We start from the raw sequence: 16,421 nt of genomic DNA, 5'->3' as shown, positions 1-16,421 counted from the left end.
GCGCCTGTGAAATCGAGCGCCGCCCGCGCGGCGCTTCGCGAGCTGCGCTCGCTCCTACGTTTGTTTCGGGCCAGTGAGTCCTGGGGCATTTGCGCGCGAACGCTTTGGCGCATGGCGCAACATCGCGTCGTACAAACAAGGCGGCCGCGCGCGCATTTCACAGGCATAACTGGCCCGAAACAAACGTAGGAGCGAGCGCAGCTCGCGAAGCGCCGCGCGGGCGGCGCTCGATCTCATAGGCGCCACACCTCTCACGGCAGGCACATGGCAACCCTGACCGGCGCTTCAGCCATTCAGAACGCGACATCGCATTAAGCAATCTTAATAAACCCACCATTGCCCGGTATTGGGAACAATTCTTATCTTCTCCCCGCCGCGCCCCGCATCACCGGGCCGCGGCCCACCATACGTTCAAGGGAAATCACGTGATCAAGAAGCATCTGCCAGGCGCGTCAAAGCGGGCGCCGTTGAAAATCGCCGTGGGCTTCATGGCCATGGGCCTGAGCGCTTGCGCGATTACCCCCGAACCGCTGACCCTGGAGCAACAACTGGCCCAGGCCAGCGCCGACCGCAGCCGCATGTTCGACAACCAGGAACCGGTCACCCAGGCCATCGACCTCGACCAGGCCATGGCCCGTGCGGTCAAGTACAACCTGCAACAGCGCCTGGCCCTGATGGAACGGGCCCTGGAAGACAACCTGCTCGACCAGCAAAGCTACGACCTGCTGCCCAAGCTCGCTGCCCGTGCCGGCTGGCGTGGCCGCGACAACCAACTGGCATCGTCCAGCCAGTCGCTGCGCACCGGCAACCAGTCGCTTGAGCCTTCCACCAGCCAGGACCGCAGCCTGCGCAGTGCCGACCTGCAACTGTCGTGGAACGTGCTGGACTTTGGCATCGGCTACTTCGGTGCCAAGGCCCAGGCCAACAAAGTGCTGGCTGCCGAAGAACGCCGCCGCCGGGTGATCGCCGATATCATCCAGCAAGTGCGCAGCGCCTATTGGGAAGCAGCCACCGCCCAGCGCCTGCAGCCCCAGGTGCAACGTGCCCTGGCCGATGCCCGCCGGGCCCTGGGCCAGGCCCGGGAAACCGAACGCCAACGCCTGCTGGCCCCGGTCGAGGCGCTGCGCTTCCAGAAAGGCCTGCTGGAAACCGTGCGCCAATTGGAAACCGTCGACAGCGAGCTGGCCACCGCCAAGGCGCGCCTGGCCGGCTTGATGAACCTGCCCCCGGCCACCGACTTCCAGCTGGCCGTGCCCAGCGACAGCCAACTGCAGGCGCCCAACCTGGCCTACCCGCTCGCCGACCTGGAAGCCATGGCCATGGTCCGCCGCCCGGAAGTGCGCGAGGAAAGCTACCAGGCACGCAACGCCGTGCTGGAAACCCGCGCAGCCCTGCTGCGGCTGATGCCCGGCGCGTCGCTGTTCGTCGGCAGCAACTACGACAGCAACAGCTACACCGCCAACAAGAAATGGGCCGATGCCGGCGTGCAGGTGAGCTGGAACCTGATGAACGTGCTCGCCTACCCAAGCGTGGCGCGCACCGGCGAAGCCCGCGAAGCGCTGGCCGACATGCGCCGCCAGGCCCTGCGCATGGCCGTGCTGACCCAGGTCAACGTGGCCTGGCAGCAATACCACCAGGCAACCCGCCTGTTCGAACGCTCCAACGAGCTGCAACGGGTACAGGCCGGCATCCTCGGCCAAACCGAAAACGCCGTGCGCAGCGACGCCCAGAGCGTGCTCGAACAAGTGCGCACAGCCACCGAGACCGTGCTTGCCACCCGCAGCCGCGACCGCAGCTTTGCCCAATTGCAAACCGCCTACGGCGCCATCTACCAGGCCGCCGGCCTCGACCCACTGCCCGAGCGCCTGGCCGGTGACAGCGTTGCCGAACTGGCCCGCGCCATCGGCCGCAACAGCCTGGCCCTGGCCCAGGGCCAGGTGCAGCCGCCACTGATGGCACGCTACCAGGTGGCCAGCCAGGCCTACCCTGGCGCCCCGCGCATCGCCGCGGCGCAGGTGGACATGTGGAGCAGCCTGGGTTCGCTGCAAAGCGCCGAACTGGTCGAGGTACGCCATGCGCCGGCCCGTCGCTGAACTGTGCCTGCTGGCCCTGCTCGGCAGCCTGCCGGTGATGGCCGATGAACTGCCACCGCTGCAGCCACCGCCAGCCTCGCTGGCCGAACCGGACTTGCGGGTACAACTCAATGCCCGCCAGCGCACGGTGATCTCCAGCGAGCTAGCCGGCAAGATCACCGAGGTCAAGGTCAAGGAAGGTGACAGCTTCCGCAAGGGTGAGCGCCTGGTCGGCTTCGACTGCGCCATCCACCGCGCCCGGCTGGGCCACTCCGCCGCCGCCCAGGAAGCGGCCAGCCGCAAGCTGGGGGTGGCGCGCAAGCTGGACCAGCTGCAGTCGATCAGCGTGTCCGACCTCAGCCAGGCCCAGGCCGAGCTGAGCATGGCGCGGGCGCAGAACGGCGTGAACCAGGTGATGGTGCAGCACTGCAGCATCGACGCGCCGTTTTCCGGCCGGGTTGCCGAGCGCAAGGTGCAACCTGGCGAGTATGTGGCCGAGGGCAAGGAACTGCTGGCGCTTTACGACGACAGCGCCTTCGAGGTGGAACTGATCGTGCCATCGCGCTGGATGGTGTGGCTCAAGCCTGGGTTCGCCTTCAGCGTGCACCTGGATGAAACCGGCAGCGACTACCCGGCCAAGGTCGACCGCCTGGGTTCGGTGATCGACCCACTCAGCCAGTCGATCAAGGTGTTCGGCCGAATCGATGCCCAGGCTGGCCAGTTACTGCCAGGCATGAGCGGCAATGCGCGCATCACCCCACCGGCCAGCGCCGACTCATGACCGCTGCCCTCAATGACCCCACCCTGGCCGCGCTGCTGCAGCTCGAACGCCAGGCCAGGGCCGCCGACAGCGCGGCGGCCCTGGGTTTCGTCATGGTCAACGAAACCCGCCACCTGCTGCCCTACCGCCAGGCCATGCTGTGGGACGCCCGCAGCCAGCGCCTGGCCTGCTTGTCTGGCCTGGCCACGGTCGAGCCGGACGCACCCTTCAACCACTGGCTGGCCAGCCGCTGCCAAGCCTGGCAGCAGGCCCACCCAGGGCCACAGCTGACCAGCCTCAATGCCAGCGCCCTGCCCCGTGAGGATCAGGCGCTGTGGGCCGAGTACCTGCCACCATGGCTGCTGTGGCTGCCGCTTCAGGACCGCAACCAGCGCTTGCTGGGCGCGCTGCTGCTGGCCCGCGACCAGCCGCTGGGCATGGCCGACAGCAGCCTGTTGCCGTTGCTGCAGGATGCCTACGGGCATGCCTGGGCCAGCTTCGAGCGCCCGCGCCTTGCCCGTTTCGCAAGCCTGCGCAACCAGCGCAAGCCGTGGCTGATCGGCGCAGGCGTGCTGCTGGCCCTGGCCTTGCTGCCGGTGCGCCAGGCCGCGCTGGCACCGGCCGAAATCACTGCGCTGCGCCCCAGTGTGCTGCGCGCACCGCTGCAAGGGGTGGTGGAGCGCATTCTGGTGGAGCCCAACCAGCCGGTCAGCGCTGGCCAAGCGCTGGTTCAGCTGGATGCCCGCGAGCTGCAGAGCCGCCTGGAGGCGGCGCGGCAAACCTTGGCCATCGCCGAAGGCGAGCTGCGCCAGGGCCAGCAGCAGGCCTTGAACGACGCCCGCAGCAAGGCTGGCCTGGCGGTGCAGCAAGGCCGCCGCGACCAGGCGCTGGGAGAAGTGCGTTATCTGGAGCAAAGCCTGGCCCGCACGCGCATGGTCGCGCCCCACGACGGCGTGGCCCTGTACGACGACCCGGCCGAGTGGCAAGGCCGCCCGGTCAACCTGGGCGAGCAGATCCTGCAGGTGGCCGACCCGCACCAGGCGCAGCTGGAAGTGCGCCTGCCGGTCAAGGACGCCATCGAACTGCACAGTGGCGCGCAGGTGCTGATGTTCCTCAATACCGACCCGGCCTCGCCGCTGCAGGCGCGCCTTGAGCACCTGGGCTACCGGGCCAGCGCCACGGCGGACGGCAGCATGGCCTACCGCCTGAAAGCGGTGTTCAGCGAGGACGACCCGCGCATTCACATCGGCCTGAAGGGCACCGCCAAGGTCTACGGCGAGCGCAGCACGCTGTTCACCTACCTGTTGCGCCGCCCGCTGGCAACCCTGCGCATGTGGCTGGCGCTGTGACGGCGCTGGGCGCGCTGCGCGAAGAACTGCGCCTGCACCCGGGGCCCAGTGACGCCACCGGGGCACCGGGCTGGACGCTCGAAGACCCGGCCAGCGGCCAGTTCTTTCGCCTGGGCTGGGCCGAAGTGGAAATGCTCGGCTGCTGGGCGCTGGGCGACCCTGCCCAGGTGGCCCAGCGCATCAGCGCCACCACCACCTTGCGCCTGGAAGCCGAGGATGTGCTGCAACTGCATGCGTTCCTGCGCCAGCACCAACTGTTGCAGAGCCTGGGCCCCGATGACCAGCGCCGCCTGAACGACCGGCTGGCCGCCGGGCGCACCGGCTGGGCACGCTGGCTGCTGAAGAACTACCTGTTCATCCGCGTGCCGCTGCTGCGCCCGGACGCCTTCCTGGAACGCACCCTGCCCTGGGTAGCGCCACTGTTCAGCCTGACCTTCTTCGCCCTGACCGTGGCGGCCGGCCTGATTGGCCTGGCCCTGGTGCTGCGCCAGTGGGACACCTTCACCCACACCTTCCTGCATTTCTTCAGCCTGGAAGGCGCCGCCCTGGCGGGGCTGACGCTGATGCTGGCCAAGGTGCTGCACGAGCTTGGCCATGCCTACACCTGCAAGCGCCAGGGCGCCCGGGTGGCGACCATGGGGGTGGCACTGCTGGTGCTGTGGCCGGTGCTCTACACCGACACCTCCGGTGCCTGGCGCCTGCCCCGGCGGCGCCAGCGCCTGGCCATCGGCGCGGCAGGCATGGCGGCCGAGCTCGCCCTGGCCTGCTGGGCCACGCTGCTGTGGAGCTTTCTGCAGGACGGCATGCTGCGCAGCGCCGCGTTCATGCTGGCCAGCACCACGTGGATCCTGACGCTAGCCGTCAACCTCAGCCCCTTCATGCGTTTCGACGGCTACTTCCTGCTGTCGGACCTGCTCGGCGTGCCCAACCTGCAGCAGCGGGCCTTCGCCCTGACCCGCTGGCGCCTGCGCGAATGGCTGTTCGGTTTTGGCGACCCCGCGCCGGAATACTTCCCCCCGCGCCTGCGCCGTTTGCTGGTGGCCTACTCGCTCGGCACCTGGGTGTATCGCTTGTTCCTGTTCCTGGGCATCGCCCTGCTGGTGTACCACTTCGCGTTCAAGCTGCTCGGCCTGCTGCTGTTCGCCGTGGAAATCGGCTACTTCATCCTGCTGCCCCTGATCAACGAAGCACGCCAATGGCATGCCCGCCGCAAGGACCTGCGCATGAACCGCAACAGCCTGATTACCCTCACCGCCTGCCTGCTGGCCGTGGCCCTGCTGTGCCTGCCCTGGCGCGCCAGTGTGCAGGCCCCGGCACTGCTCAAGGCGGCCGGGCAAGCCAACCTGTATACCCCGGTGGGCGGGCGCCTGGTGCGCATCCTGGCCCGGCCTGGCGATTCGGTCAGCGCCGGCCAGCCGTTGTTCGAGCTCGAAGCGCCAGACCTGCAGCAGGAGTTGCACAGCGTGCAACTGCGCACCTTGACCTTGCAGTGGCAAAACAGCTTCCAGTTGCTCGACCGCGACAGCGCGGCGGGCATCGGCGTGGTGCGCCAGGAACTGGCGGCCGCGCAACAACGCCTGCAGCTGCTGCGCCAGCACGTACAGGAACTGACCATTCGCGCACCGGTCGCAGGCCAGCTGCGCGATATCGCCGAGCCTTTGCAGGCCGGCCAGTGGCTACCGCCCGGCGAATGGTTGGGCACCTTGGTGCAGCCGGAGGCGGCGCGGGTCGAGGCGTTTGTCGAAGAACACGACCTGCAGCGCCTGGGCAGCGCCAGCGAGGGCCGTTTCTACCCCGAGAACATCACCCTGCCCACCCGGCCCGTGCGCCTGGAACAGCTGGCACGTACCGCGGTAAAGCAGCTGGGCATGGCCGCCGAACTGGCCTCGCCGTATGACGGCGCGATTGCCGCCACGCTCGACTCCCAAGGCCTCGCCCGGCCCGAGCAGGCCCTGTACCGCGCCGACCTCAGCGTCACCGATGACCAGCCTGCACCGGCACTGCTGCTGCGCGGCACCGTGGTGCTCGAAGGCGAGCGCCAGAGCCTGCTGTTGGCAGGCTGGCGCACGCTGGTGGCTGTGCTGATTCGGGAGTCGGCATTCTGAGCCAGCCGCTGCGGGCTAGCCCCCGCGGCGGCTAGCCTCATCGCTGCCTGACGGCGCATCGGTGCCGATGCGCCTGGCCGACTGGTAGCCCAGGGTCAGCATGAACAGCACGGCGAACGCCAGGACGATGGTCGGCGCCGGGGCACTGTCGAGGAAGAACGACAGGTACACCCCAAGGAATGCACAACCAATCGCCACCACCAGCGACACCCACAGCATATGCCGCAGCTCACGGGTCATCAGCACCGCGATGGCGCCGGGAGCGATCAGCAGCGCAACGGCCAGGATCACCCCGGAAGCCTTGAGCGCCCCCACCACCGCCAGCGAAATCAGGCACAACAGCCCGTAGTGCAGCCACCCGGTGCGCAGGCCCACCGCATGGGCCTGGATGCTGTCGAAGGTGTACAGCATCAGGTCTTTCCACTTGGTGGCCACGACCACGGCCGTGAGCACGGCAATGGCGGCGCACAACAGCATGTCCTGGGCGTTGGCACCGAGAATGTCGCCGAACAGGATATGGTCCAGGTGCACGCTCGACTCGATTTTCAGGTACAGCACCAGGCCCAGGCCAAACATGCCCGAATACACGATGCCCATTACCGTATCTTGCTTGATGCGGCTGTTCTGCTTGAGAAAGCCCGTGGCCACCGCGCAGAGGATACCGGCCAGGAACGCGCCCACGGCATAGGGGATCTGCACGATGTAGGCGATCACCACGCCGGGGAACACCGCGTGGGCAATGGCGTCGCCCAGCAGCGCCCAGCCCTTGAGTACCAGAAAGCACGACAGCAACGCCATGGGGATGGCGATCAGCACGGCAATGAGCAAGGCATTGACCATGAAGTCGAAGCGAAAAGGCTCCAGCAACAGCGTGAGTGCGTTCATGGCAGCACCTCCAGTGCCTGCCGCCCGCGGCGCCGGGCCGCGAGCATGCCGTGCTTGGGCGCGAACACGAACACCAGCAGGAAGATCAAGGTCTGCAGCACCACGATCACCCCGCCGGTGGCGCCATCGAGGAAGTAGCTCAGGTAGGTGCCGGCCAGGCTGGTGAGCGCGCCGATGCTGACGGCGATCACCAGCAGGCGGGGAAAACGGTCGCTTAGCAGGTAGGCCGTGGCGCCGGGGGTGATGACCATGCAGATCACCAGAAACGCCCCGACCGTTTGCAGGGCCGCGACGGTGGAGGCCGACAACAGGGCGAAGAACAGCAGCTTCAGGCGTGTTGGGCGAATGCCCACGGCACGGGCCTGGTTCTCGTCGAAGAAGGTCAGCATCAGGTCGCGCCATTTGGCCAGCAGCACGGCCAGGGTTACCAGGCCGATGATTGCCAGTTGCAGGGTGTCCATGGGGGTGATCGCGAGGATATTGCCCAGCACGATGGTCTGGATGTTCACCGAGGTGGGCGACAGCGACACCATGAACAGGCCAAGCCCGAAGAACGAGGTGAAGATCATGCCGATCACCACATCCTCCTTGAGCCGGGTGCGGCGCTGCAGGAACAGCAAGGCCGCCGAGGCCAGCCCGCCTGCGAAGAACGCGCCCAGGGAGAACGGCAGGCCCAGCATGTAGGCGCCTGCCACCCCCGGCACGATGGAATGGGACAAGGCATCGCCAATCAGCGACCAGCCCTTGAGCATCAGGTAGCAGGACAGAAACGCACACACCCCGCCCACCAGCGCCGACACCCACATGGCGTTGCGCATGTAGCCGTAGGCGAAGGGTTCGATCAGCAGTTCAATCACGGTGGGCCTCGTTGTCGCTGTCGTTTTCTCGCCGCGCCGGCAGGCCGTCGCGCAGGATCAGCGGGCGCTCGTCGTCACTGAACACGCTCACCGGTGGGTGCAGTTGCTCGCTGCCCTGCACCAGGGCGAAATGCCGCAGCACGCCGCCAAAGGCCTGTTCCAGGTTGGCCCGGGTGTACACCTCATCGGTGGGCCCATGGGCCAGGACGGTGCGCTTGATCAGCACCACGCGGTCGCAGAACTCGGGCACCGAGCCCAGATTGTGGGTGGACACCAGCATGATCCGGCCTTCCTCGCGCAGTTCGCGCAGCAGCTGGATGATCTGGTCCTCGGTTTTCACATCAACGCCGGTGAACGGCTCGTCGAGCAGGATGATCTTGCTGTCCTGGGCCAGCGCCCGGGCCAGGAACACACGCTTGCGTTGCCCACCGGACAACTCGCCGATCTGCCGTTTGCGCAGTGCGCCCATGTCGACCCGCTGCAGGGCGGCGTCCACCGCCTCATGGTCGGCGCGCCGGGCGATGCGCAGCGGGCCCATGTGCCCGTAGCGGCCCATCATCACCACGTCCTCGACCAGTACCGGGAAGTCCCAGTCCACCTCCTCGGCTTGCGGCACATAGGCGGTCTGCTTCTTGCGCAGCGCCTGTTCGGCCGGCATGCCCAGCACGCGGATGGAGCCGGCCGCCAGGCGCACCAGGCCCATGATGGCCTTGAACAAGGTCGACTTGCCGGAGCCGTTGATGCCGACCAGCGCGGTGATCGTGCCCAGGGGCAGCTCGAAACTGGCATCCTGCAGCGCGGTGTGGCCATTGCGGTAGGTGACCGTCGCCCCCTGGACAACGATGCCAGGTTCGAGCGTTGCGGTTTTCATGGCGCGAACCTCGGGGGTGGGCGTGCCGGGATGGTTCATGGGTTATGCGCCTCGTTCAGGCCCTTGGCAATGGTCTCGGTGGTGACCCGCAGCAGGTCCAGGTAGGTGGGCACGGGGCCATCGCTGGCGCTCAGCGAGTCGACGTAGAGCACGCCGCCGTAGTGCGCACCGGTTTCCCGGGCCACCTGGCGGGCGGGTTTGTCGGACACCGTGCTTTCACTGAACACAGCCGGTATGCCGTTGGCCTTGACGGTATCGATGACCTGGCGCACTTGCTTGGGCGTGCCCTGCTGGTCGGCGTTGATCGGCCACAGGTAGAGTTCCTTGAGGTCGAAGTCCCGGGCCAGGTAGGAGAATGCACCCTCGCTGCTGACCAGCCAGCGCCGTTCGGGCGGGATCTGCTGGATCCGCTCGCGAATGGGGGCGATGGTGGCGTCGATACGTGCTTTGTAGGCCTGGGCATTTTGCGTGTAGACCGCGGCATTGGCCGGGTCGTACTTGATCAGCGCATCGCGGATGTTGTCGACGTACACCTGCGCGTTACGCGGCGACATCCAGGCGTGGGGGTTGGGTTTGCCCGTGTAGGGGCCGGCGGCGATGCCCATGGGCTCAATACCGTCGGACACCACCACGCTGGGCACTTGGTCCAGGCGCTGGAAGAATTTTTCGAACCACAGCTCCAGGCCCAGGCCGTTCCACAGAACCAACTGGGCGCCCTGGGCGCGGCGCAGGTCGCCGGGGGTTGGGGAGTAGTTGTGAATTTCCGCCCCAGGCTTGGTGATGGACTCCACCTGGGCAGCGTCACCGGCCACGTTCCTGGCCATGTCGGCGATGATGGTGAACGTGGTGACGACCTTGAACGGCTGCGCAGCGCCCGCTGGGGCGGCGCAGAGGAACACACTGAGCATCACGCCAACCAGGCGCAACAGCATTGAACGGGACTGGCTTGTATCGAACATCCGTCACTTCCGCTTGTGGTCAGAGGAAACGGCTAGGTTCACGGTAGGTGTGCCAATTTTTGTGGCAAGCGCCCGGTACAGGCTGGGGCTTTGCCAGTTGGCTTGTTGGGTGGAGTATGGAGAGCTGCGGCGTGGATGGCAAAGCTTATCCGCCGGGTGTGGTCAGTGATCGTCTTTGGATCTGCAGCGCTGATGCGATCGAGCGCCGCCCGCGCGGCGCATCGCAGGCAAGCCTGCTCCTACATCTGTTTCGGGCCAATCAATCCTGTGCCATTGGCGCGCGTACCCCTTGGCGCATGTCTCGATATCGAGGTGAACGAACAAGGCGGTCGCGCGCGATGGCACAGGCGTTACTGGCCCGAAACAGATGTAGGAGCAGGCTTGCCTGCGATGCGCCGCGCGGGCGGCGCTCGATCTCACAGGCGCTGCAAGGGTGATGGCGACCGCCTAAAGGCCGTGATGCATTCTCAGCCTTGGCCTTTCACGCCCTTCATCCCCATCTCTGCATCATCCAACAATGCCTTGGCCATCGCCCCAAGATAATGCGATGCCCAAAGCAACATAGGCTTTTCGTCCATCAGGCCGGTGATGGTCAGTTCGTTCACGTAGCCCATCAATTCCGAAGCTTGTTCGCGGGCATCTTGGCAGGGAATGCCGGGCTGAATGCGAAACAGCGGGTGGGTCTGGTGCTCACCTTGGTAGAAGGTGGTTTTGCCGACGGTGCGTGGGGTAGTGTCTGTGGTCATCGGGTTTTCTCCTTGAAATTGTCCAAGCCTTTTCGGGTGGCTTCAAGGATTTGAGATTGGAGGGGTGAATCGGGGGCAAACTTAAGCATGACGAACCTCTGTCGATTGGGCCAACACCCATTGCTGTCAAACAATTGGGTGGTAGCTGTGCATGGGTTGACAGACCGGTCGACAGAGGTAACCCGGCGCACCCGTAGGTGCCCCACGCACAGCCACCATAAAGGTAGCCATACCTTCTCTATCGAAACCGGCCTGTCAAAGCCGTGTCGTTGAACTGCAACGACAAGCCGAGACTAGAGCTGTGTCCAAGCGACCGCAACGCAAAAAAGGCGGAGAGAGTATCTTTGGGAAATGGCCTACACGGAAGGGAAAAATTCTGAATTTCCGCTCTAACCGTGGACCAGAAATGCCCTTGGTGACCTGCTACGATGGTGCGAACGAACACCGCCTTGCGGCGCTCGATTTCACAGAGGCTACATGGATATAGCCAACCCCGTCGCGCCTTGTTTGCCGTCGTGTGCATACTTATGGCCATCCCGCTGGGAGGCGTCTACCTGCTGTTCAGGCTGACCCGCAAAGGCTGATGGCGGCGCTGGCGCGCAGGGAACAGTGCCCGCAAGCGCGCCGCCACCCTCTGTAGGAGCGGGCTTGCCCCGCGAACACCGGCGAAGCCGGTGCCATGCACCGCGGTGGCTGCTTCGCGGGGCAAGCCCGCTCCTACAGAACTATTTTTAAATCAGATAGTTACGATTTGTTCGATGAGGGTGCTTCGCGGAACCCTGTACTGCTGCTGACGTCCTCCCAACGTACCATCTCTTCCTCGACCGCCCGCATTTTGGCCCGCGCCCGCTCCACCGCATCGGCGCCCAGCAGAAGCTGGAGCGGAGGCTGTTCTGCTGCCACGGCTTTCAGGATCGCTTGGGCCGCGCGTTCGGGGTCGCCTTGCTGGAGATGGTTCAAGCGGTACAGCGCATCCAGCGCCGCCCCCACGGTTGCCCCGTAAGCGGCATCTGCCGTGTCCGCTTGCCGGGGCTTGGCGTCGAGAAAGTCGGTGCGGAACTGGCCAGGGGCAACGGCAGTGACCTTGATGCCAAAGGGTTCGACCTCGCGCGCCAGGGTGGCGGTAAAGCCCTCAAGGGCAAACTTGGTGGCGGCGTAAAGCCCCGCCCCTACCCCCGGCGCACGCCCGGAGATCGAGGAAATATTGACGATGTGCCCGCCTTTTTGCCTACGCAAGTAAGGTAACGCCGTGCGAATGATCCGGATCGGGGCGAAGACATTTACCTGAAACAGCTTGTGCAAGTCGTCATCGGTCGAGCTTTCGATTGGCCCAAGCACCCCATAACCTGCGTTATTGACGAGCACATCGATCCGGCCCAAGGTTTCGAATGCCTGGTGAACCGCAGCGCTAACGCCTTCGTCATCGTTCATGTCGACCTTGAGCACGCGCAGGCGGCCTTCGGGGTCATGCACGGTTGGCGCTTCGCTGCGCACCGTGCCGATCACCTTGTCGCCATTGGCAAGGGCCGCTTTGGCGAGCGCCAAGCCAAAGCCACGCGAAACTCCCGTAATGAACCAGCACTTCATGACTTGCCTCCTTGGACGTAGGGAAAAAACGGGGTGAACTCAAAAGCGCTGCTACACATGACGGCGCAGTGACTCGAAAAACAGCTCACTTTGCAGGCGCCCTGCATCCAGCTGCGCCACAACCTTCCTGGCGATGTCCGCAGAGGATGGCGCCAGCGCCAACCCGGTAGAGCGGGCCAGCACTTCGGCGCAGCAGGCACGTTCCAGGTAGTAGAGGTCGTCATAGGCGTAATCGATTCGGTCATTGCACACCACCACCCCATGGTTGCCGAGAAAGACGACATCGGCGCCCTTCATCGCGTGGGCAATACGCTCGCCCTCGGAATGATCGAAGGCGAACCCGTTGTAGTCACGGTCTACCACCAGGCGCTCATGGAAACGCATCGCGTTTTGCGAAAGTGTCGTGTCCAGCGCGCCCGCCACCGTCAGTGAAAGTGCGGTGGCATAGGGCATATGGGTATGCAGCACGCAGTGCTTCTGGGTAATGCGGTGAATCGCGGCATGAATGAACATGGCCGTCGGTTCTATCTCATGGCGCCCTGCGAGGCAGCGGCCAGCGCTGTCCACCAGCACGATGTCATCGGCTTGGACCTCCGACCATGCCAGCCCGCGGGGGTTGAGCAAGAAAAGATCGGGCTCACCAGGGACGGCAACGCTGAAATGGTTGCAGACACCCTCGGAAAGCCCGTGCCAGTCCGCGGCCCGCAGGGCTAGCGCGAGGTCGGTACGCAGTGCCACGATGTCAGCACGCAAGTACAGGGCTTGCTGGAACTGGGGAACAGCATCCATGAAGTCGCTCCTTACCGTCGTCAGAATGATTTCAAGCGCCGTGCGGTAGCAGGCGCTACACCCAGGCGCAGTTCAAAGTGGCCAGCCAGCTGAACGACAGCCACGCCCGCGAGAATCAACAGCATTGCCACCCAGGCAGTGACGGCGGTGGGTTCGCCAGCCGCCACCCCGATCAACAGTGCAACCACCGGTGGAATGTAGGTCACAACCGAGGCCGCCACCGCGCCTTCGCTTTCAACCAAGCGGTAGAACGCGATGTAGGCAACCCCGGTACTGAGCACACCGAGCCCAATCACGATACCCACCATCGCACCCGGCCTGGCCGCTAGGTTGGCGATCCCAGTCATCGGCGTGATGGCAAGCAAGGTCAGCAAGGTCAACCCCAACTGGTAGGTGGTCAACGCCACGGCCGGTATTTTCAGCGGCGAGATGAAACGCTTCGTGTAGACGAACGAGGCGCCAAAACACAGCGCCCCGAACAGCATGTAAACCACCCCCTCGGGGTTCACGGCCTGCATGCCGGACCACGGCGCGGCGATCAGCACCATGCCGCAAAAACCCATCAGGATGCCCACCCCCTTGAGCCACCCTAGCCGTTCCTCACGCAAGAACAGCCAAGCGCACAGAAAGGCGAACAGCGGAATCGCGCCATTGAGCAACCCGGCAATGCCTGACGGCAGCAGTGCCGTGCCTGCGGTAATGGCAAAAAAGTAGACACTGCCTGCCAGGATGGACATCGCGGCAAAGTGGTGAAGGTGACGCATGTGCCGCCACTGCAGCACGCCGGTGAACATGGCGTAACCGGTAATGGGCAAAAAACCGAACAGCACGCGAATGAAGGTGGTCTGCAGCGGCGTGATCAATTGCGTCGACCACTGCAGAAAGGTGTAGGTGCAGCCCCAGATGATACCCAGTCCCAGGCAGGTCAGTGCCGTCGTTCTTTTCATTGCCAACGCTACCCCTAAAAAAAGCAGGGGCGGGTCACGCCCCTGAAAGCCGACATAACACCCTTTGCTCAAAGGTCGACGACAATGTCCGACAGCGGTGTGCTGCAGCACATCAGGCGCAGGCCTTTGTCGATTTCCCGCTGCCGAATGCCGCCGCCATGCTGCATATCCACGGTGCCTTCGAGTAGCTGCGCCTTGCAGGTGCCGCACATGCCCTGGCTACACGATGACGCAATCGCCACGCCCGAGCGCTTGGCAGCGCTGAGCACGGTTTCCCCTTTGCGCGCGCTGAACACCGCACCCGACTTGCTGAAGCGCACGCTGTACCCGGCCAGCTCAGCACCGGCAGTGGGCGGCGCTGCCGCGTTGCCGGCAGCGGGCAGTTCCGCCACTCCGAGGTTGAAGCTTTCGCAGTGGTAGCGGGACATGTCGAACCCCAGCCCCATCAGCATGTCGTGCACGGCCTGCATATAGGGGCCCGGGCCACAAACGAACACTTCACGGTACCGCCAGTCCGCGACATGGGCCTGCAACACCGCGAGGTCGAGCCGCCCCACCGGGCCATCCCACGCCGGCTCGTCGCCTACCCCTTCGACGATGTTGAGCACCTTGAGCTGCGAATGCCGACGCGCCAGCCGCTGGACTTCCTCACGAAAAATGATGTCGCCTGGCGTACGCGCGCTGTGGACGAACACCACATCCCGGTCAAGGTCCAGGTCGGCCGCTGCCCGCACCATCGACATCAACGGCGTAACCCCTGAGCCTGCGGACAAGAACAGGTAGCGCTGCGCCGCAACGCCGCTTGCGGTAAAGGCACCGGAGGGGCCGTAAGCCGGCAGCGCATCGCCCAGGCGCAGGTTGTCGTGCAGCCAATTGGACACCGGCCCATTGGCCACACGCTTGACCGTGATGCTCAAGGTGAAGGGCCGGGTGGGCGAGGACGACAGGGTGTAGCAGCGCGACTGGCGCGCTGCCCCCATGTCGACGTCGAGGGTGATGAACTGGCCAGGCTCGAAGCTGAACAACTCGCCATTTGCCGCGCTGAAGGTGAACGTGCGCACGTCGTGGGTTTCCTGCACGATACCGATGCAGGTCAGCATGCGCCGTTGCGAACTGGGCCAGAACGTGCCCACCCGTGCCCAGGTGGCTGGGTCTGATACTGTGTCGAACATCATCGTTGCAACCCTCCGCAGGCTCGGGCCCGCCAGTGACCTCGCCGATCAACGAACCCCATGCGCCGCAAGCCTGGCCGAGTACCAGCTGGCGAAGCGTTCCAGGAATACCTCGGTGTACCTGGAATAAGGCCCGGGCAAGTAACCAGGGTCTTGCGTGCCACAGTGGTTGATCGCGACGAAGCGGGCATCGGCGGCATTGGTGGCTTTCCACACTTCGGTCAGTTGCTCAAGGTCGTAGTCCACGCCCTCCACCGCATCGGCGCGCACCAGCCATTTGCTGCGCACCAGGGTGGTATCCGGTGTCAGCGGAATGCAGTAGGTGATCACCGCGTGGTCGCTCATCACATGGGTCCAGGAGTGATGCGTCCACAGGTGGCTACTGCCCAGGTCCCGACGCACTCCACCGCCGAGCAACTTCTGGCAGGCCACGTGGGTGGTCATGGTCTGCGACTCACCGGCACCAATGATGACCTGGCGCTGGGCCCGGAACATGGTGGGGTTGTCATCGGTCATTGCATCGACCACATGGTGGATGATGCCGTCGGCATCCCAACTGGCGCGCTGACGTTCGCTCAGGCGCTCGAAGGCATCGACTTCCTCGCGCTCTTGCGGCGTCATTTCTTCAGCGCAGTATCCAAGATCCGCCGATGAGAGGCTGACCAGCAACTCGGGATGGCCAGCGGCGCAGTGGTAACACTCGCGGTTGTTCTCGATCACCAGCTTCCAGTTGCCGGCTTCGATGATGTCGCTCTCGTAGGCGATCCTGGTATTGCGCAGGTCATAAGGCGCCCACCTGGCGGCCATCTCCTCTTCCAGCCTGGCGATGTCCGTGGGCGGGTTGTCGGACAGGCAGACGAACAGCACACCGGCAATGTCGCGCACATGCACCGGCATCAGGCTGCGGCAACTGCGGTCGAAGTCTGCGCCCATGTGCCCGGCATGCTTGAGGGCGCCGTCCAGGTCGTAGGTCCATTGATGGTAGGGGCAGACCAGCATACCAACGGTGGACTTGCCCGGGCCTTTGAGCCGCGCCCCACGGTGGCGGCAAACATTGCGAAATGCCCTGATCACGCCATCGTCATCGTGCACCAGCAACACCGACGACTTGCCGATGTCCACGGCGTAGACATCACCGGGTTCGGGCACGTCGGCGGCGACGCCGACCATGATCCAGTGCTTGTGAAAGATCACCTCGATGTCATTGTCCAGCACATCCTGGCGGCCATACAGCTCGCTCGGCATGCTGAAACCCGGTTGACGCTCCTGCAACAGGTCGTTGTGCGATTTTGGAAACACGGTTGCCATGCTTGCGCTCCACT

At 64.9% G+C, this 16,421-nt stretch carries 14 protein-coding genes; 4 read left to right on the top strand and 10 right to left on the bottom strand.

From position 1 onward, the window contains the following. Positions 1–425: 425 nt before the first annotated feature. The 4 genes from F3J44_RS25575 to F3J44_RS25560 are packed head-to-tail and all read left to right on the top strand — an operon-like array spanning position 426 to position 6,286. Positions 426–2,093, top strand: a complete 1,668-nt coding sequence (locus F3J44_RS25575) for a TolC family protein (protein WP_370526786.1) — start codon at positions 426–428, stop codon at positions 2,091–2,093. Continuing rightward, positions 2,074–2,853 (top strand): efflux RND transporter periplasmic adaptor subunit, encoded by a 780-nt coding sequence (locus F3J44_RS25570; RefSeq protein ID WP_167277199.1) that lies wholly within the window; start codon positions 2,074–2,076, stop codon positions 2,851–2,853. The genes F3J44_RS25575 and F3J44_RS25570 overlap by 20 nt, the downstream gene beginning before the upstream one ends. Beyond that, positions 2,850–4,181: an efflux RND transporter periplasmic adaptor subunit gene (locus tag F3J44_RS25565; RefSeq protein ID WP_167277195.1), complete on the top strand. Its 1,332-nt coding sequence runs from the start codon at positions 2,850–2,852 to the stop codon at positions 4,179–4,181. The genes F3J44_RS25570 and F3J44_RS25565 overlap by 4 nt, the downstream gene beginning before the upstream one ends. Then, positions 4,166–6,286 carry an HlyD family efflux transporter periplasmic adaptor subunit gene (locus F3J44_RS25560; protein WP_167277192.1) on the top strand — a complete coding sequence of 707 codons (2,121 nt, stop codon included), beginning with the start codon at positions 4,166–4,168 and terminating at the stop codon, positions 6,284–6,286. Before F3J44_RS25565 ends, F3J44_RS25560 begins: the two co-directional genes overlap by 16 nt. A 15-nt stretch (positions 6,287–6,301) precedes the next feature. Here the strand turns inward: F3J44_RS25560 and F3J44_RS25555 are convergent, their stop codons facing one another. The 10 genes from F3J44_RS25555 to F3J44_RS25510 all read right to left on the bottom strand — a co-directional run bounded on the left by F3J44_RS25555 (position 6,302) and on the right by F3J44_RS25510 (position 16,407). Then, a complete protein-coding gene (locus tag F3J44_RS25555) occupies positions 6,302–7,171 on the bottom strand; it encodes a metal ABC transporter permease (protein WP_167277190.1) in 870 nt (289 codons plus the stop codon). Beyond that, on the bottom strand, positions 7,168–8,025 hold the full coding sequence (locus F3J44_RS25550; protein WP_167277238.1) for a metal ABC transporter permease: 858 nt from the start codon (positions 8,023–8,025) through the stop codon (positions 7,168–7,170). Before F3J44_RS25550 ends, F3J44_RS25555 begins: the two co-directional genes overlap by 4 nt. Beyond that, positions 8,021–8,899: a manganese/iron ABC transporter ATP-binding protein gene (locus tag F3J44_RS25545; RefSeq protein ID WP_167056836.1), complete on the bottom strand. Its 879-nt coding sequence runs from the start codon at positions 8,897–8,899 to the stop codon at positions 8,021–8,023. The genes F3J44_RS25550 and F3J44_RS25545 overlap by 5 nt, the downstream gene beginning before the upstream one ends. Positions 8,900–8,934: 35 nt before the next feature. After that, a complete protein-coding gene (locus F3J44_RS25540) occupies positions 8,935–9,831 on the bottom strand; it encodes a metal ABC transporter substrate-binding protein (RefSeq protein WP_205300188.1) in 897 nt (298 codons plus the stop codon). Positions 9,832–10,325: 494 nt separating this feature from the next. Next, entirely contained in the window at positions 10,326–10,604 is a 279-nt protein-coding gene (locus tag F3J44_RS25535; protein ID WP_167277185.1) for a DUF3077 domain-containing protein, read from the bottom strand. A 744-nt stretch (positions 10,605–11,348) separates the two neighbouring features. Next, the gene (locus F3J44_RS25530; RefSeq protein ID WP_167277182.1) at positions 11,349–12,191 is read right to left on the bottom strand and encodes an SDR family NAD(P)-dependent oxidoreductase; all 843 of its coding nucleotides are present in this window, start codon (positions 12,189–12,191) and stop codon (positions 11,349–11,351) included. Between the two features lie 51 nt (positions 12,192–12,242). Next, the gene (locus F3J44_RS25525; RefSeq protein WP_167277179.1) at positions 12,243–12,980 is read right to left on the bottom strand and encodes an aldolase; all 738 of its coding nucleotides are present in this window, start codon (positions 12,978–12,980) and stop codon (positions 12,243–12,245) included. Between the two features lie 20 nt (positions 12,981–13,000). Then, positions 13,001–14,038, bottom strand: a complete 1,038-nt coding sequence (locus F3J44_RS25520) for a DMT family transporter (RefSeq protein WP_370526785.1) — start codon at positions 14,036–14,038, stop codon at positions 13,001–13,003. Further along, entirely contained in the window at positions 13,996–15,102 is a 1,107-nt protein-coding gene (locus F3J44_RS25515) for a hybrid-cluster NAD(P)-dependent oxidoreductase (RefSeq protein WP_167277177.1), read from the bottom strand. Before F3J44_RS25515 ends, F3J44_RS25520 begins: the two co-directional genes overlap by 43 nt. A 45-nt stretch (positions 15,103–15,147) precedes the next feature. After that, positions 15,148–16,407: an SRPBCC family protein gene (locus F3J44_RS25510; protein WP_167277174.1), complete on the bottom strand. Its 1,260-nt coding sequence runs from the start codon at positions 16,405–16,407 to the stop codon at positions 15,148–15,150. Positions 16,408–16,421: the final 14 nt, after the last annotated feature.

The organism is Pantoea sp. Tr-811, assembly GCF_011752535.1.
Classification (GTDB): Bacteria; Pseudomonadota; Gammaproteobacteria; order Pseudomonadales; family Pseudomonadaceae; genus Aquipseudomonas.
The sequence above is the reverse complement of the archived record's forward strand: the minus strand, read 5'-3'. Positions and strand labels throughout refer to the sequence as shown.

Bases quoted from the DNA above. Each gene is read 5' to 3' on its own strand.
- F3J44_RS25570 (WP_167277199.1), top strand. From the start codon at position 2,074: ATGCGCCGGCCCGTCGCTGAACTGTGCCTGCTGGCCCTGCTCGGCAGC.
- F3J44_RS25565 (WP_167277195.1), top strand. From the start codon at position 2,850: ATGACCGCTGCCCTCAATGACCCCACCCTGGCCGCGCTGCTGCAGCTC.
- F3J44_RS25555 (WP_167277190.1), bottom strand. From the start codon at position 7,171: ATGAACGCACTCACGCTGTTGCTGGAGCCTTTTCGCTTCGACTTCATG.
- F3J44_RS25545 (WP_167056836.1), bottom strand. From the start codon at position 8,899: ATGAAAACCGCAACGCTCGAACCTGGCATCGTTGTCCAGGGGGCGACG.
- F3J44_RS25540 (WP_205300188.1), bottom strand. From the start codon at position 9,831: ATGCTGTTGCGCCTGGTTGGCGTGATGCTCAGTGTGTTCCTCTGCGCC.
- F3J44_RS25535 (WP_167277185.1), bottom strand. From the start codon at position 10,604: ATGACCACAGACACTACCCCACGCACCGTCGGCAAAACCACCTTCTAC.
- F3J44_RS25530 (WP_167277182.1), bottom strand. From the start codon at position 12,191: ATGAAGTGCTGGTTCATTACGGGAGTTTCGCGTGGCTTTGGCTTGGCG.
- F3J44_RS25525 (WP_167277179.1), bottom strand. From the start codon at position 12,980: ATGGATGCTGTTCCCCAGTTCCAGCAAGCCCTGTACTTGCGTGCTGAC.
- F3J44_RS25515 (WP_167277177.1), bottom strand. From the start codon at position 15,102: ATGATGTTCGACACAGTATCAGACCCAGCCACCTGGGCACGGGTGGGC.
- F3J44_RS25510 (WP_167277174.1), bottom strand. From the start codon at position 16,407: ATGGCAACCGTGTTTCCAAAATCGCACAACGACCTGTTGCAGGAGCGT.